Origin of the sequence: Acidibrevibacterium fodinaquatile (assembly GCF_003352165.1) — a bacterium.
GTDB lineage: Bacteria > Pseudomonadota > Alphaproteobacteria > Acetobacterales > Acetobacteraceae > Acidibrevibacterium > Acidibrevibacterium fodinaquatile.
The window spans coordinates 631,740-647,623 of record NZ_CP029176.1 but is presented as its reverse complement, the minus strand read 5'-3'; the positions used below and the strand labels follow the sequence as shown (position 1 = coordinate 647,623).

The following is a 15,884-nucleotide window of genomic DNA, read 5'->3' as shown; positions in this document are numbered from 1 at the left end:
CTGCATGATCCGTATTGCCGTTCCCTCGGCGGAGTCCTGGCTGATGGCGGATCGCGACGCCTACGCTGCGTTTTGTGGCGTAAGCGTTGCGGCGCTCCCGGGCCAGCCCGAGAAAAAACCGCGGCTAAAAACTCTCATCCTGGGTTGGGTAAAGACGGGACAGGCGAAAAAGCTGAGCCGCCACATGAAGGAGGCCCGCGGTCGGGGCGTTCCGGATTGGCAAAGCCTCGGCGAATGGCACGCGGACTTCGCGAGGTCGGAATGGGATCCCGTACGCGTGGCGAAATCCGGCGTCGCGCCCTCTCTCACCCGCGCCTTGGGCCGTCTGCGCGAGATCGTGGCGGCGGAATGTAGGAGATGACACCCTGTCCCCGCGCGCGGCCGGGGCGGGCGTCAGGCGCCGGGGTGTGTCCAGCGTTCGGCGGCGGCCTCGTCTTCGGCGCGGGCCTCGACCCAGGCTTCGCTGCCATCGGCAAACGATTCTTTTTTCCAGAACGGCGCGCGGGTCTTCAGCCAGTCGATCAGAAAGCCGGTCGCGGCCAAGGCGGCGTCGCGATGGCGGGCGGCGGCGAGGACCAGGACGATCGGCGTCCCCGGCGCCAAGCGCCCGACGCGATGGATGATGGTGCCGCCGAGCAGCGCCCAGCGCGTCTCGGCCTCGGCGGCGATGGCGGCGAGCGCGCGCTCGGTCATCGCCGGGTAATGCTCGAGCGTCATCGCCGCGAGCGCCCGGCCGTCGACATCGCCGCGCACCGTGCCGACGAAACAGCCGATCCCGCCGATATCGCTGCGCCCGGCGGTGAGTGCCGCGAATTCGGCGCCGATATCGAACGGCCCCTCCTGGAGGCGGACGGTGAGCATTCAGCCCCCGGTCACCGGCGGAAAGAAGGCCACTTCGTCGCCCGGCGCCAGCGCCGTCTCGGGGCCGGCGAAACGCTGGTTGACGGCGGCGCGAACCGATTTGCCGGCGGCGAAGGCGCTCGCGTAGCCCGGGCCGCGGGCGGCGAGCCAGGCGCTGAGCGCGCCGAGGGTGCGAACCTCGCCCGGCACCTCGATCTCCTCCTCGCCGCGCCCGATGCGCTCGCGCAGCCAGGCGAAATAGAGAAGATGGAGGCGAAACCCGCTCATGCGCGCTCTCGCTTCATTTCGGCGTCGGGATGGTGCGGACACTGCCATCCGGCATGATCACCGTGCTGGTGCCATCGCCATTCGGGATCACGATATTGCCGCCGGTTTCAGAGGTGTTGCCGCCGCTGATCGGCGCCGGCGGCGATTTGCTGGGCGCGGTGGTGCTCGGCGGCGGCGTGCTCGGGCGATATTGCTTGATCTCCTGATCCTGCGCGCGTTCGAGATCAGAGAGCGTCGGCTCGGTCGGGACCGGGCCGGGCCAGACATTGCCGGGCTCGGTGGTCAGCGGCGGCTCATTGGCCGGCTGCCCCTCGACCCGGCGGACATTCTCCGCATCCCCGATCGGCAGATGCTCATCGCCGTGAAAGCCATAGGTGTCGCCGAGGAAGGTGCCAAACCCGGAGCAGCCGGGCAAAAGCAGCGCAAGGCCGAGCAACCAGCCGCGCGGGCGCGAGAGGGAGGGGAGCGGAAAACAGGGCATGCGGCGGTTCTCGTCGATGGGATGAAACGTGCGAGGCGCAATGTGGCCCGTGCGCGCCCGCTTCTCAAGCGGATTGCGCAGGCGCGGCAAGATGAAGGCGCCGCGCGACCCAGCCCGCGATCTCCGCCGGCGCGTCAAGCGGCAAGACCGGCCGGTCACAGCCGGGCAAGGCGGCGTCGCTGGCAACGGCGATGATCTCGGGCGCCTCCGGCCAGAGCGGCGGCTTGCCGAGGGCGGGGCGGAAAACCTCGATTTTCGGATAGGGGGCGCGTTTGAACCCCTCGACCAGCACCAGATCGACCGGCGAGAGGCGGGCGAGCAGGGCGGCAAAATCCATCTCCTCGCCGGCGTTCTCGTGCAACAGCGCCCAGCGCGCCGCACTCGCCACCAGCACCTCATGGGCGCCGGCGGCGCGATGGCGGAAACTGTCTTTGCCCGGGCGGTCGAGGTCAAAGCCGTGATGCGCGTGCTTGATCGTCGAGACGGAGAGGCCCTGGGCGCGAAACAGCGGCAATAGCGCGACCAGCAGCGTCGTCTTGCCGCTCCCCGACCAGCCGGCGAGGCCGAGCGCCTTCATCGCCGCTCGCCGCCCGGGGCCGGCGTCTCGGGCCCGGCGGCGTGGCGGAGGCCCGCCGTGAGATAATCCCAGCCGGTAAACAGCGTCAGCACCGCGGCGAGCCAGAGCAGCGTCTCGCCGATCACCGCGACCGGCACGAACCCAAAGCCGAGCAGCCGCGCGCTATCGTCGCCGGCGATCAGCGCCCCGAGGGCGGCGAGCTGCAGGCCGGTCTTCCATTTGGCGAGCCGCGTCACCGGCAGGCCGACATGGGTCTCCGCGAGATATTCGCGGAGCCCGCTGACCAGAATCTCGCGCAGCATGATGACGATCGCGGGATAGAGGCCGAAACGGCTGAGGCGCGTGGTGCCGACCAGCATCATCAGCGCCGCGCCGACCAGGAGCTTGTCGGCGATCGGGTCGAGCATGCGCCCGAAATCCGACATTTGCCGCCAGTGGCGCGCGAGCCAGCCATCGAAATAATCGGTGATGGCGGCGGCGGCGAAGACGATCGTCGCGGCGAGATCGGCCCATGGCAGCCGCAAGGCGAGCAGCACGACGAGCAGCGGGATCGCGGCGATCCGCGAAAGCGTCAGGAGATTGGGCAGATCGGTCAGCATGGGAGGGCGAAACTAGCCTTTTCGGCGCGGCGGGGGAATGTCCGCAAGGCGCGCGCCGGGATTAAAATGCGCATAAAGCCGGCGCGCGGTGGCGCGGTTGATCCCCGGCGCCGCCTCGAGATCGGCGAGCCCCGCCTGTTTGACGCCGCGCACCGAGCCGAAATGATGGAGCAGCGCCCGCTTGCGGGCCGCGCCAATGCCGCTGATCTCGTCGAGTTCGCTCTGGATCAGGCGTTTGCCGCGCCCGGCGCGGTGCGTCGTGATCGCGAAACGATGCGCCTCGTCACGCAGCCGCTGGAGGTAATAGAGCACCGGGTCGCGCGGCGGCAATTGCCGTGGCGGCTGGCCGGCCTGATGGAACCATTCCCGCCCGGCATCGCGATCCGGCCCCTTGGCGATGGCGATCACCGGGAGATCGCCAAGGCCGAATTCGGCGAGCACCGCAAGCGCGCTCGAAAGCTGCCCGGCGCCGCCATCGATCAGCAAAAGATCGGGGCGGGGGGCGCTCTCGGCGTCGGCGGCGGCGAGACGGGCGAAGCGGCGCGCCAGCATCTCGCGCAGCATGGCGAAATCATCGCCGGGGGTGATCGGGCCGCGGATCGCGAATTTGCGATAGGCGGCTTTCTCGAACCCCGCCGGCCCGGCGACGATCATCACCCCATAGGGGCTGGTGCCCATGATATGGCTATTGTCGAACACCTCGATCCGGCTTGGCGGCGCCGGCAGGGCGAAGGTCTCGGCGAGCGCGGTGAGCAGCGCCGCTTGCCCCGCCGCTTCGGCGAGCCGGCGCTCCAGCGCCTCGCGCGCGTTCATGCGGGCGAGATCGAGGATCGCGCGCTTTTCGCCGCGCTGCGGCAACGCGAGCGCGACCTTCCGCCCGGCTTTCAGGCTGAGCGCCTCGGCGATCAGCGCCGGCTCGGGGACGGCATCGCTGAGCAGGATCTGCGGCGGCGGCGGCTTGTCGTCATAAAATTGCGCGATGAAGGCGGCGAGCACGGCGCCGATCGCCTCGTTTTGCGCATGGTTCGGGAAAAACGCGCGATTGCCGTTATTATGGCCACCGCGGATGAAAAACACCTGGATCGCGGTCTGGCCGGCGGTCTGCCAGGCGCCGATCACATCGGCGTCGCCGAGCGCCTCGGGGTTGATCGCGCCGTGGCCCTGCACCTGGGTGAGGCCGCGGATGCGATCGCGCAGCATCGCCGCGCGCTCGAAATCGAGCGCCGCCGAGGCCGCTTCCATCTCGGCGGCGAGCTGGCGCTGGATTTGAAGGCCAGCGCCGCCGAGAAACGCCTTCGCCTGTTCGACCAGCGCGGCATAGTCCTCAGCGCTGATCCGCCCGACGCACGGCGCGCTGCAGCGCTTGATCTGATAAAGGAGACAGGGCCGGGCGCGATGGGCGAAGACGGTATCGGCGCAGCTTCTGAGCAAAAAGACGCGCTGCAATTCGGTGAGCGTCTGATCGACCGACCAGGCCGAGGCAAACGGCCCCCAATAACTCCCGCGCCGGGTCTGGGCGCCGCGATGCTTGGTGATCTGGGGAAACGGGTGATCTTCGGTCAGCAACAGCCAGGGATAGGATTTGTCGTCACGCAGCACGATGTTATAGCGCGGCTTGAGCCGCTTGATCAGCGTCGCCTCCAAAAGCAACGCCTCGGCCTCGCTATGGGTGACGATGATTTCGAGCGAAACGGTTTCGGAAACCATCCGCCGCAGCCGCTCCGGGAGACGCGCCGGCTGGAGATAGGCCGGCACCCGCTTTTTGAGGCTGCGCGCCTTGCCGATATAAAGCGCGTTGCCACGGCCATCGAGCATGCGATAAACCCCGGGCGCCTCCGGCAGCGTCGCGATCGCGGCCGCGATCACCGCCGCCCCGCCCGGGCCGGGCGCGTGGGTGAGGGGGAGGCTGGGCGGGGGGGGCTCTGGCATCCTTTGTCGATTAGGCGCTGCGGCGCGCGCGCTCAAGACCCGCGCCGAACCTACCGCCGCAGGTTGTGAGGCGTTGACAGACCCGCGCCGCGCCCCTTGTGGATAAGTTTGTGGGCAGAGTGTGCGGGTGCAGCGCGGCGCGGCGCCCTGCGGATTGCGGATTAACCTGCCGCGCCGCCGCGCTAATTTTTAACATAATGATTTTACTGCATTTTTCCCTCGCGCCCGGGGGATGTTTTTAACGTCGCCCGCCATCGCCTTCAGAATCCAGGCAATTCCCCCGGCGGTGGACAATTGGCGGCGGCGGCATCCCCCCGCTCTCTACTCATGCGCGCATGCCCGCCGCCGCAACGCCGCGATCGCGCGGCCAAGGGCCGCCATCGCCGCCGTGACAAGCGGGCGAAACCCATGCGAAACTCACGCGCCGAGAGCGGGAGCAGGAATGCGATGCGGACGATCGAGGATCAGGGTGCGATGCGCCATCGCCGGGGGGGCGCGTGAGCGGTGCCGCCGCGCCGCCGCCGGCGCGCGAGCCGCTTCGCCTGCATGCCCTCAAGCGCGGCGATACCTTCATCGTCTGCGACCCGCTCGGCGACATTCTCGGCGACGGCGACGGGTTGTTCGATGACGACACGCGGCTCCTCTCGCGCTTTCGGCTGCTGCTCGGGGAGACCACGCCGTCGCTCCTCAGCACCGCGATTTCCCATGACAATGTGTTCTTCACCGCCAACATCTCAAACCGGCCGCTGCCGCCGCTCGGCGGGCATCCGCTGCCCGAAGGGGTCATTCACGTCGAACGCCGCCGGTTTCTCTGGCAGCGCCATCTCCATGAGCAATTGCTGTTCACCAATTACGGCGAGACCCCGGCGGTGGTGCCGCTGGTTCTGTTGTTCGAGGCGGATTTCCGCGACATGTTCGAGGTCCGCGGCAGCCATCGCGCGGCGCGCGGCGAACTCCTCGCCCCGGAACGCCGCGAGAGCGCGGTGCGTTTTGCCTATCACGGCCTCGATGGGGTGGAACGGCAGTGCCTGATCGCCTTTTCGGCGCGGCCGAACGCGCTCGCGGCCGGGCGGGCGGAGTTTCATGTCGATCTCGCGCCGGCCGGGAGCGCCGCCCTCCATCTCGTGGTCGGGCCGGGGGACGTGCCGGCGCCGTCGCCCGCGCGGTTTCGCGCCGCCGCCGCCCAAGCCCGCGCCAGCATGTGGCGCGAACGCCGCCGCGCCGCACGGCTCGCAACGCCGACCCGCCTCTTTAACGCCTGGATCGACCGTTCCGCCGCCGATCTCGCGCTGCTGACCACCGAATTGCCGACCGGCCCCTACCCTTACGCCGGCATTCCCTGGTTTTCGACGACCTTCGGGCGCGACGCCATCGTCACCGCTTTGCAGACGCTCTGGCTCGACCCGCGGCTTGCCCGCGGCGTGCTCGCCTTCCTCGCCAAGAACCAGGCGACCGAGACCTCGGCCTTTCGCGATGCCGAGCCCGGCAAGATCATGCACGAGGCCCGCAAGGGGGAGATGACGGCGCTCGGCGAATTGCCGTTCGGCCATTATTACGGCGGCGTCGATACCACGCCGCTGTTTCTCATCCTCGCCGGCGCCTATGCCGCGCGGACCGGCGATCTCGGCTTCATCAAAACCCTGTGGCCGGCGCTGCGCGCTGCCCTCGGCTGGATCGAACGCAGCGCCGATCGCCATGCCGACGGGTTTCTCGCCTATGCCCGGGGGGCGGCGAGCGGATTGGCCAATCAGGGGTGGAAGGACAGCGAGGATTCGGTGTTCCACGCCGATGGCCGCTTTCCCGAGGGGCCGATCGCCCTCGTCGAAGTGCAGGGCTATGTCTTCGCGGCACTGCACGCGATGGCCGATCTCGCCACCCGGCGCGGCGAGAGCGGCGATGCCGCGCACTGGCTGGCCCGCGCGAAGGCCTTGCAGCAAGCGGTCGAGGCGAAATTCTGGATGCCGGAGGCCGGCGGCTACGGCATCGCGATCGATGGCGCGGGCGAGCTTTGCCGGGTGTTGACCTCCAATGCCGGGCAGCTTCTGTTCTCCGGCCTGCCGGCGCCCGAGCGCGCCGCCCGCGTCGCCCGCCATCTCCAGGCGCCGGGGTTCGATAGCGGCTGGGGCATCCGCACGCTCGTGCGGGGGGCGGCGCGGTTCAACCCGATGTCTTACCATAACGGCTCGGTCTGGCCGCATGACACCGCGCTCGTGGTCGCCGGCCTTGCGCGCTATGGCCGGCAAGCGGCGGTGTTACACTTTACGGGGCAGATGTTCGAAGCCGCCGTTCATTTCGACATGCGTCTGCCCGAGCTTTTTTGCGGCTTTCCGCGCGCGCCGGGCGAAGCGCCGATTGCCTACCCGGTCGCCTGCCTGCCGCAGGCCTGGTCGGCGGGATCGGTGTTCATGCTGCTGCAATCGTGCCTCGGCATCACCATCGATGGCTGGCAGGGCGACATCCTGCTCGACCACCCGGCGCTGCCGGAGGGCATCGATCGCCTCGATCTGCGCGGTCTTTCGCTCGGCGGGGACACGATAGACCTGCGCTTCGAACGCACCGGCACCCACATCGCCTGCCTGCCACAAAGCCGCAACGGCGCCGCCATTCGCATCACCCGCCGCGATTAGCGCCTGCGGCGTTGTCAGCGGGCCGGGGCGGCCGATGGCACGGGTTGATCACATCCCGCGCATCGGCTATGCTGTCGCGACCAGCTTGCCCAGGTAGCTCAGTTGGTAGAGCATGCGACTGAAAATCGCAGTGTCGGTGGTTCGATTCCGCCCCTGGGCACCATCCCCTTCTTCGCCATTGTTTCTTTTCACCGCCAGGACTACGCTATAGCCCTCTTATGCCACTGATAAATCGGTATAATGCGGGGGTTTAGCGCGCGGTAGCGTAGCCGCGGATACCATAGCGTGCCGCCGGTATGCCCCTTCGTCTGCTGGTATCCATGTTGGTATCCGACCCCCTTGTTGGTATCGTGCCTCCCAGGAGGACAAGCCGATGCCTTTGACGGATGCAAAGTGCCGGTCAGCACAACCCGGACCCAGGCTCCAAAAACTGACCGACGGTGGCGGGCTCCAGCTATGGCTGCAGCCGACCGGCGCCCGATTGTGGCGGCTCGCCTACCGGTTCGACGGCAAGCAAAAGCTCCTCGCGCTCGGGGTCTACCCCACGGTTCCGTTGGCGCGTGCCCGCCAGGCGCGAGAGGACGCGAAGCGCATACTGGCGGATGGCCTGGATCCGGCACTCGAAAAAAAGCGACAGGCTCAGGCTCGGGCGAACGCCCCGACGTTCCGCCACATCGCCGCTGAGTATGTCGCGAAACTCCGGCGGGAGAAGCGGTCAGAGGCGACCATGGCAAAGGTTGAGTGGCTCCTTGGCTTCGCCAACGCGGAGTTTGGAGACGAACCAATCCGTCAGATCGCGGCGCCGGCTATCCTGAAAGTCCTGCAGTCTCTCGAAGCTCGCGAGAGATTCGATTCGGCTCGCCGGCTTCGGTCAACGATCGGCAGCGTATTCAGATACGCGATCGCCACCGCCCGTGCCGAAATCGACCCGACCTACGCCCTCCGGGGCGCTTTGACGCAAGTCAAGGCAACGCCGCGGGCGGCGATCACGGACGCCAGGAAATTTGGTGCCTTGCTGCGCGCCATCGACGCATTCGATGGGCAGCCAAGCACGCGGATCGCATTGCAATTGCTCGCGCTCTTGTTTCCCCGACCCGGCGAATTGCGCTTGGCTGAATGGACAGAGTTCGACTTAGAACGAGCGGTGTGGTCGATCCCCGCGTCCCGAATGAAGATGCGGCGGCCACACCAGATGCCGCTATCTCGCCAAGCCGTGGAATTGCTCGGCGCGCTTCGTGCGATCTCGAGGGGCAATTTCCTGTTCGCTGGCGTCCGTTCGCCGTCGCGCCCGATCTCCGATGGCACCCTGAACGCCGCGCTCAGGCGGCTGGGATATGCCAAGGACGAGGCGACCGGCCACGGCTTTCGCGCGACGGCATCAAGCCTCCTGAATGAATCCGGCAAGTGGCATCCAGACGCCATCGAGCGCCAACTTGCCCATGTCGAAGGCAATAGCGTCCGCGCGGCCTATGCCCGTGGCGAGCATTGGGACGAACGCGTGTCGATGATGCAGTGTTGGGCTGACTATCTTGATGAGTTGAAGATCCCGGCCTCGCGCACGGTTGTTGCGGCGGTTGTTAAATAAACACAAAGACTCTTGGGACGGTGCGAGGGTTCAACGGTTTTCAGTCACGGTGTCTATCACTATAACACAATGTTATAACATGTATAATTATTCCGTAAGAATCGGTAGCAAGGTATCAGCAAGGTATAGGGATCAGAGTGTTGGTTCCTGCCAGCCGCCTCGTTGGGCGGAAAAAAGGGTACAGGCGGTCGGATAGCGATCTTGCCAAGGTTGGGGTCGAGGGTTCGAATCCCTTCGCCCGCTCCAATTTTCCACTGGAAAATCAAAGCATTAGAAGCGGCCCTTCGGGGCCACTTCTGCTTACCTGCCCTCCTTCTGACGGCCAGGTAAGCGAGAGGTAAGCATCCGAAGACCAATTTCTGCGTCAAACCCGCAGCCCATCGTCCATTACCGCGAGATTCACCCCCGAGGCGCTGAAGAAGATCGGTTCTGGTCTCGCCGGCGCGTGAACGCCATAGCTGCGCGCAGCGCAAGAATCGTGCTTACCCATGCCCTCAAGAAGCAGGGTAAGCGATTCGGGTAAGCGCTTCGGGCGGGCCGTCCGGCGCTTTCCGCTGTGGCCATTCGCCAAGCCCGGAGACCTTTGAATCAGGGGGCACCGCCTGCTAAGCGGGCAAGTTCAAATCCTGCCCTCGCAACAGATCGGCAGCCTGACACCAACCTGGGCATAGGTGTTCGCCACCAGGCGAGCAATTTCTGCTGCGAGGGCACGCAACACCCGATTCTTGCGATTGATCGAGCAGGCTATTCCTCAATTGGCGGCATAATCGGCCATCCAATAACTGTGATATCGACATCGTCAAACATATCGCCACAAGGCCCTTTCGGAGCTTGTTTTAACCGTCCGTGACGACCTCAACTGGCAGTCCGGCGGCTTTCCACTCTGGGTAGCCGTCTTCCAGCCGATGAACTGAGTAGCCACGGGTCCTCAAGAGGGCGACAGCCTCGAACGAGAGGATACAAAAGGGTCCACGGCAATAGGCAACCACCTCGCGACCGGGTGCTATTTCGGTCAGGCGGCGTTCGAGTTCTGACAGTGGAATGTTGAGCGCCCGCGGTAGATGGCCCAACCGAAACTCGTCCTCAGGACGTACATCCAGAACCGTCACGAGGTCGTCCCGCAGGCGCGCCACCAATTCAGCTCTGGAAATGGGCTCCATGGTGTCACGACTACGGAAGTAGGTCCTCATCACCTGCTCGACCTCGGCCATGTTGCGCTCGCCGACGGAAGCAAGAGCACGGAGCAGCCCGACTGTCTCGTTCTCGCCCGCGAGGCTGTAGAAGACACGTTTGCCTTCCCGGCGCGTCTCCACAAGCGACGCTCGTCGCAGGATCTGCAGATGCCGAGACGCATTGGCGAAGGTCAGACTGGCCCGCGCGGCCAATTCGTCGACGCTTCGCTCCCCCTGGGCGAGATGCTCCAGCAGTTCCAGCCGATGCGCATGGCCCATCGCGCGCGCGATCTCGGCGAGGCTCGTGAAGATTGCCTGCTTGGGTCCCACCTTGACATCCACTTCAGCATTATACAAACATTCACCGTATTAATTGAATGTTATGTCAGATTCAAGCGTCTGCGCATACATCATGCCCCAAGCCCGCTCTTCGTTCGATTGGCGAAGAAGGTTAGATCGAAGGAGATAGCCGCCGTGGGAGCCGATGATCGCCAGGCGCATTGGGACTCGACCTATGTCGCGAAGAGCGAACGCGAGGTCAGTTGGTTTCAGGAAAGCGCGCAGCCATCACTGGACCTTATTGAGACGGTCTGCACACCATCATCCTCCGTTATCGATATAGGCGGTGGTGCCGCACACTTGGTGGATGGCTTGCTGGAGCGCGCCTTTCGGGACGTATCGGTATTGGATATTTCGTCGTCAGCTTTGACGGCTGCCCAAAGGCGCATGGGCCGCGATGCTGAGCGTGTGCAGTGGATCGTTGCCGACGTCGTGACCTGGGCACCACCGCGAACCTATGACGTGTGGCACGACCGTGCGGCGTTCCACTTCCTCGTGGCCGAACCGGACCGCGCGGCCTATCTGTTGCGGTTGGCCCAGGCCCTCAGGCCGGGCGGTCATGCAATTATCGCGACATTCGGCCCCGATGGCCCGGACTCGTGCAGTGGGTTACCCGTCATGCGCTATGATGCCGAAAGCCTCGGTTTTCTGCTCGGACCTTCGTTTCGGCTAGTTAATACGCTACGGCATGCACACGTGACCCCCGAGGGACGGACCCAGGCATTTCAGTTCAGCACCCTCCGTCGCTTGCCAGGTGCAGCAGCATAAGGGCTGGCCCGTCCGTGATATGCAGCTGATCCTGAGCGGACGCATTGCGGCGCCCTCCAAGTTCACCCCGAAAGGTCTGCCCCACGAGAGGCAGACTGTCTGAAGGAGTGGTTTGAACGGAAATTCCAGATCATCAACCCGGTGGTGATATCTAGACAGCAATTCCCTCGTAGCGGAACTCGGTCATCATACCGGTCGCCATGTGGTAGAGGTTATGGCAGTGGAATGCCCAACGGCCCGGGTTGTTGGCATCAAAAGCAATCCGCACGCTTCCCGGCATCGGTTCGACAAGCACGGTGTCGCGCACGGCTCCATTGACCGACCGCCCGTTGACCGCGACGACCTGAAAACTGTGGCCGTGCAGGTGCATCGGATGCGCCATAGGCGAATGATTGATCAACTCGATTTCAACGCGCTGACCTTTGCTCAGCATCAGCGGCGTGATCTTCGGCCAGAACTCACCGTTGAGCGACCAGGCATAGGGCTGCATGCCACCTGCAAGCGCGATCTGCTGAACGACATCCGGCTTACGGGACGCCAGCGGGGCCGTGGCGCGCAACTGAGCTTCGAGTGAGTTGTCTACCGGCTTCGCCATGTCGGATACCATTCCTGGCAGCCTAATGATGGAGGCGCCAGATGTTGCCAGAATGATCCCTGTCCGGTGACCTGTGCCTTCAAGTTCCGCCGTCACCGGGAATGCACCGGCATCCGGCAAGTCGACCAAAATGTCGAGGCGTTGCGCAATGGCGATCGGGAAACGCCGGCCGCTCACTGGGATCACCCCATGGCCGTCCACCGCAACGACGCGCCCTGTCAGCGCACCGAGGTCGAGCCAGAACTGGCTTGACGATGCGCCGTTGATGACACGCAACCGTACCCGACCTGCGCGTTCGACACGCACGATCTCCGGATCGGTGAGCGTCCGATCGTTCGCCAGAAAGGCATCGTAATTGATGTCGTTGAGGTCCATGTGCATGCTACCCATGCCCTGCATCGAGGTCGAACCCGACATCATCGACGATCCCGACATTTGCATTCCGCCCATGCCGGAGGACATGCTCATCGTCGCATGAGGCATCGTGGTGCCGGCCATGGCCGCCGGCACATTCTCCGTCATCCCGGCCATGCCGCCCGCCGCGGCGACACTCGTTCTGGTGAGGCCAGCGAGCAGTTCATCCGGCGCGCGGAAGCTGAAATCGTGCAGCATCAGCACGATTTCCTGCCGATCCTCCTGTGCCTCGGCCACGTCGCGGACAATGAGCGGAGCGGTCATCAAGCTCTGCTCTTGCAACCCGTGATGCGAATGCATCCAGTACGTCCCGGGGATAGGGGCAAAATCATATTCGTGGGTTACGCCAGGCCCGAGCGAGGGTGTCTGCGGCCAGGGAAAGCCATCCTGCGTCCACGGCGGAAGCTGGCCGTGCCAGTGAACGATCGTCGGCACGCCGGTCTCGTTAACAAGCTGTGCCTGGAACCGCTCGCCAGCGGCAACGCGTAAACCTGGCCTGCCGTCCGGGCCGGTCAGATGAAAGACCTTCGCAGGCTTGCCGTTGACGTCGATGACACGGGTTCCGGCCGTCAGCCGCTTTGAGCCAGTTGCCGCACGGGCTCTGGGCAGGCCTGCCAGCATTGTTGCCGCCACACCAGAAGCCAGGACCTGCCGGCGGGAGAAGAGCATGCTCATGATAAAATCCCTCGCTATTACCGGGTCATGCGGCCGATCGCCTCGACGAGTTCATCGACCTTGTGGCGCTGATCGACGACGTTGCCAGATGTGAAAGCACCCGCGACGCAGTGCGACACATGATCCCGCAGGATTTCCTCCTCGACTTTGAGAAGCGCGGATCGCACGGCACTGATCTGGGTCAAGGTGTCCACGCAGTATCTGTCCTCTTCTACCATGTCCATCGTCGAATGATTTGAGACAATTGGCAGCGTGATTTAACGGAGGTTTTGGCTCACCTCTTGGGTTAAAAGTTTAAGCGGCTATTTGGTTATGGCGCAAGCGTCTTTGCTGGATGGTTTGACGCTTGATTTGTTCCCGCTCACGCAGGATGTCCTGGCCCCTGCCATGATAGGCATCGGCTGGCGTAACGTTGCAGAGGCTCTCATGGTAGCGGCGGTGGTTGTAATGCTCGATGAAGGCGGCGATCTGGCGTTCAAGATCACCCGGCAGGTAATAGTTTTCGAGCAAGATGCGGTTTTTCAACGTCTGATTCCAGCGCTCGATCTTGCCCTGGGTTTGCGGATGACACGGCGCACCACGGATGTGCTCGATATTTCGCCGCCCCAGCCATTTGGCCAGATCGCCCGCGATGTAACACGGCCCGTTATCGGACAGCAGGCGCGGCCTTTGCGCGACTTTAGCTGAGGCACAGCCTGAGGCTTCGAGGGCCAGGTTCAGCGTGTCGGTGACATCCTCGGCCTGCATGGTGGTGCATAGCTTCCAGGCGATGACGTAACGGGAATAATCATCGAGGATGGTTGAGAGATACATCCACCCCCAGCCGATGACTTTCAAATACGTGAAGTCTGTCTGCCAGAGCTGGTTCGGCGCCGTGGTTTTGGTTTTGAATTCATTAGCCGCTTTGACGACGATGAAGGCTGGCGAGGTGATCAGATCGTGCGCCTTGAGCAGCCGGTAGACCGATGCTTCGGAGACGAAATAGCTTTCTGTATCCGTGAACGTCACTGCCAGTTCCCGCGGGCTGAGTTCAGGCTTGTCCAAGGCCAGATCGATGATTTTATCGCGTACTGTCCCCCGTCAGCGCCCATGAGACAAACTTGGCATCTTGAATAAAGGAGGATTTCTGGCTCATCGTAGCGACGAAGGAGCGTAGATGAGCCAGAAATCCTCGACTTCAAAACCGCCTGCCGAGGCGGTGGTGCGTGACATTCGCCGTGCGACGCGGCGGCATTATTCGGCGGAAGATAAAATCCGCATTGTGCTGGAGGGGCTGCGGGGTGAGCACAGCATCTCCGAGCTATGCCGGCGCGAGGGCATTGCCGAGAGTATGTATTATTCCTGGTCCAAGGAATTCCTTGAAGCGGGCAAGCGCCGCCTGGCGGGCGATACAGCGCGGGAAGCGACCTCAGGCGAGGTAAAGGCGCTGCGCCATGAAGCCCAGGCCCTCAAGGAGGTGGTAGCCGAGCAGGCGCTCGAGCTGCGCCTGCTTAAAAAAAACATGATCGGGGCTGGGGACGGCCGCGAATGAGGTATTGCGCCCCCGAGAAGCTGGAGATCATCCGGCTGGTTGAACAATCGCACCTGCCGGTGCGCCGGACGCTGGAGCAGCTCGGCATCCCCCGCCCGACATTCTATCGCTGGTACGAGCACTATCGTGCCGGCGGGCCTGAGGCGTTGCACGACCGCCCCTCAAAGCCAGACCGCGTGTGGAACCGCATAGGCGATGACGTACGCGATAAAATCATCGATCTGGCCTTGGACAAGCCTGAACTCAGCCCGCGGGAACTGGCAGTGACGTTCACGGATACAGAAAGCTATTTCGTCTCCGAAGCATCGGTCTACCGGCTGCCCAAGGCGCACGATCTGATCACCTCGCCAGCCTTCATCGTCGTCAAAGCGGCTAATGAATTCAAAACCAAAACCACGGCGCCGAACCAGCTCTGGCAGACAGACTTCACGTATTTGAAAGTCATCGGCTGGGGGTGGATGTATCTCTCAACCATCCTCGATGATTATTCCCGTTACGTCATCGCCTGGAAGCTATGCACCACCGTGCAGGCCGAGGATGTCACCGACACGCTGAACCTGGCCCTCGAAGCCTCAGGCTGTGCCTCAGCTAAAGTCGCGCAAAGGCCGCGCCTGCTGTCCGATAACGGGCCGTGTTACATCGCGGGCGATCTGGCCAAATGGCTGGGGCGGCGAAATATCGAGCACATCCGTGGTGCGCCGTGTCATCCGCAAACCCAGGGCAAGATCGAGCGCTGGAATCAGACGTTGAAAAACCGCATCTTGCTCGAAAACTATTACCTGCCGGGTGATCTTGAACGCCAGATCGCCGCCTTCATCGAGCATTACAACCACCGCCGCTACCATGAGAGCCTCTGCAACGTTACGCCAGCCGATGCCTATCATGGCAGGGCCCAGGACATCCTGCGTGAGCGGGAACAAATCAAGCGTCAAACCATCCAGCAAAGACGCTTGCGCCATAACCAAATAGCCGCTTAAACTTTTAACCCAAGAGATGAGCCAAAACCTCCGTTAAATCACGCTGCCAATTGTCTCAAATCATTCGACGATGGACATCCTCGGCCAGCTCTTCGATCGAGACGCCGGCCTTCACGCGGCGGACGTTCGACTGGGACAGCACCAGCTTGTTGAAGGGAATGTCGCGCGAGGACGACAGGGTGATCTTCTGAATGGCAGTGGCCATCGGGGTTTCTCCGTGGCGGGCGGCCGAGAGCCTCTCTCTCGACCTCCAACCCGCCGCGAAGAGCGGCGCGGCCCTCTTCCTTTTATGGGGTGGGTCAAGAGTAAGCGAAGTCCCGAGGCCCTTGTATTGGGTTCTTGACGTTCAGGCGGCCTGATATTTGGACTTGGCTTTCCAGGGCATGAGTTCGTCGATGCGGGAGTTTCGCCAGCCGTTGACGAGGCGGGTGATGGTTTCTGCGAGATAACACTGCGGATCGACGGCGTTCAGCTTGCAGGTTTATGC

General features: G+C 63.9%; 14 protein-coding genes, 1 tRNA gene and 3 pseudogenes. 6 read left to right on the top strand and 12 right to left on the bottom strand.

Going from position 1 to position 15,884, the window contains the following annotated elements:
* The first annotated feature begins 43 nt into the window (after positions 1-43).
* Positions 44-361 (top strand): hypothetical protein, encoded by a 318-nt coding sequence (locus tag DEF76_RS19625; protein WP_205216092.1) that lies wholly within the window; start codon positions 44-46, stop codon positions 359-361.
* Positions 362-393: 32 nt separating this feature from the next.
* On the opposite strand, the gene DEF76_RS03190 is transcribed toward DEF76_RS19625, so the two are convergent.
* From DEF76_RS03190 to uvrC, 6 genes are all read right to left on the bottom strand, one after another.
* Positions 394-861: a molybdenum cofactor biosynthesis protein MoaE gene (locus DEF76_RS03190; RefSeq protein WP_114911079.1), complete on the bottom strand. Its 468-nt coding sequence runs from the start codon at positions 859-861 to the stop codon at positions 394-396.
* Positions 862-1,128: a molybdopterin converting factor subunit 1 gene (gene moaD / locus DEF76_RS03185; protein WP_240319093.1), complete on the bottom strand. Its 267-nt coding sequence runs from the start codon at positions 1,126-1,128 to the stop codon at positions 862-864.
* Between the two features lie 13 nt (positions 1,129-1,141).
* Positions 1,142-1,609 carry a hypothetical protein gene (locus tag DEF76_RS03180; protein WP_162800459.1) on the bottom strand — a complete coding sequence of 156 codons (468 nt, stop codon included), beginning with the start codon at positions 1,607-1,609 and terminating at the stop codon, positions 1,142-1,144.
* Positions 1,610-1,673: 64 nt separating this feature from the next.
* The gene (gene mobB, locus DEF76_RS03175) at positions 1,674-2,186 is read right to left on the bottom strand and encodes a molybdopterin-guanine dinucleotide biosynthesis protein B (protein ID WP_114911076.1); all 513 of its coding nucleotides are present in this window, start codon (positions 2,184-2,186) and stop codon (positions 1,674-1,676) included.
* The gene (pgsA, locus tag DEF76_RS03170) at positions 2,183-2,785 is read right to left on the bottom strand and encodes a CDP-diacylglycerol--glycerol-3-phosphate 3-phosphatidyltransferase (RefSeq protein WP_114911075.1); all 603 of its coding nucleotides are present in this window, start codon (positions 2,783-2,785) and stop codon (positions 2,183-2,185) included. The genes mobB and pgsA overlap by 4 nt, the downstream gene beginning before the upstream one ends.
* Before the next feature lie 12 nt (positions 2,786-2,797).
* On the bottom strand, positions 2,798-4,714 hold the full coding sequence (uvrC, locus tag DEF76_RS03165; RefSeq protein ID WP_114911074.1) for an excinuclease ABC subunit UvrC: 1,917 nt from the start codon (positions 4,712-4,714) through the stop codon (positions 2,798-2,800).
* Positions 4,715-5,211: 497 nt separating this feature from the next.
* Here uvrC and DEF76_RS03160 point away from each other — a divergent pair, with 497 nt between their 5' ends.
* The 3 genes from DEF76_RS03160 to DEF76_RS03150 all read left to right on the top strand — a co-directional run bounded on the left by DEF76_RS03160 (position 5,212) and on the right by DEF76_RS03150 (position 8,926).
* On the top strand, positions 5,212-7,341 hold the full coding sequence (locus DEF76_RS03160) for an amylo-alpha-1,6-glucosidase (protein WP_114911073.1): 2,130 nt from the start codon (positions 5,212-5,214) through the stop codon (positions 7,339-7,341).
* An 87-nt stretch (positions 7,342-7,428) separates the two neighbouring features.
* Positions 7,429-7,504, top strand: a tRNA-Phe gene (locus DEF76_RS03155).
* Positions 7,505-7,714: 210 nt separating this feature from the next.
* The gene (locus DEF76_RS03150) at positions 7,715-8,926 is read left to right on the top strand and encodes a tyrosine-type recombinase/integrase (protein WP_114911072.1); all 1,212 of its coding nucleotides are present in this window, start codon (positions 7,715-7,717) and stop codon (positions 8,924-8,926) included.
* An 836-nt stretch (positions 8,927-9,762) separates the two neighbouring features.
* On the opposite strand, the gene DEF76_RS03140 is transcribed toward DEF76_RS03150, so the two are convergent.
* Positions 9,763-10,428 (bottom strand): ArsR/SmtB family transcription factor, encoded by a 666-nt coding sequence (locus DEF76_RS03140; protein WP_114913629.1) that lies wholly within the window; start codon positions 10,426-10,428, stop codon positions 9,763-9,765.
* Positions 10,429-10,572: 144 nt separating this feature from the next.
* On the opposite strand from DEF76_RS03140, the gene DEF76_RS03135 reads away from it, so the two are divergent.
* Positions 10,573-11,205, top strand: coding sequence for a class I SAM-dependent methyltransferase (locus DEF76_RS03135; RefSeq protein WP_114913628.1), 633 nt, complete (start codon positions 10,573-10,575; stop codon positions 11,203-11,205).
* Positions 11,206-11,356: 151 nt separating this feature from the next.
* Here DEF76_RS03135 and DEF76_RS03130 read toward each other — a convergent pair whose 3' ends face one another.
* The 3 genes and pseudogenes from DEF76_RS03130 to DEF76_RS03120 all read right to left on the bottom strand — a co-directional run.
* Positions 11,357-12,889 (bottom strand): multicopper oxidase family protein, encoded by a 1,533-nt coding sequence (locus tag DEF76_RS03130; RefSeq protein WP_114911071.1) that lies wholly within the window; start codon positions 12,887-12,889, stop codon positions 11,357-11,359.
* Positions 12,890-12,906: 17 nt separating this feature from the next.
* Positions 12,907-13,107, bottom strand: coding sequence for a metal-sensitive transcriptional regulator (locus DEF76_RS03125; RefSeq protein ID WP_274966641.1), 201 nt, complete (start codon positions 13,105-13,107; stop codon positions 12,907-12,909).
* 76 nt (positions 13,108-13,183) lie between these two features.
* Positions 13,184-13,960 (bottom strand): annotated as a pseudogene (locus DEF76_RS03120) (IS3 family transposase); the annotation flags it as partial.
* An 85-nt stretch (positions 13,961-14,045) separates the two neighbouring features.
* Between DEF76_RS03120 and DEF76_RS03115 the strand changes: the two are divergent.
* A protein-coding gene (locus tag DEF76_RS03115; protein ID WP_408842556.1) for an IS3 family transposase occupies positions 14,046-15,397 on the top strand; the annotation gives its coding sequence in 2 pieces (ribosomal slippage) (positions 14,046-14,381 and positions 14,384-15,397; 1,350 coding nt in all).
* A gap of 64 nt (positions 15,398-15,461) precedes the next feature.
* On the opposite strand, the pseudogene DEF76_RS19210 reads toward DEF76_RS03115, so the two are convergent.
* Together DEF76_RS19210 and DEF76_RS03110 are read right to left on the bottom strand one after the other, a co-directional pair.
* Positions 15,462-15,602, bottom strand: a pseudogene (locus DEF76_RS19210) (DUF3363 domain-containing protein); the annotation flags it as partial.
* Between the two features lie 141 nt (positions 15,603-15,743).
* Positions 15,744-15,878 (bottom strand): annotated as a pseudogene (locus tag DEF76_RS03110) (transposase domain-containing protein); the annotation flags it as partial.
* Between the last annotated feature and the right edge of the window lie 6 nt (positions 15,879-15,884).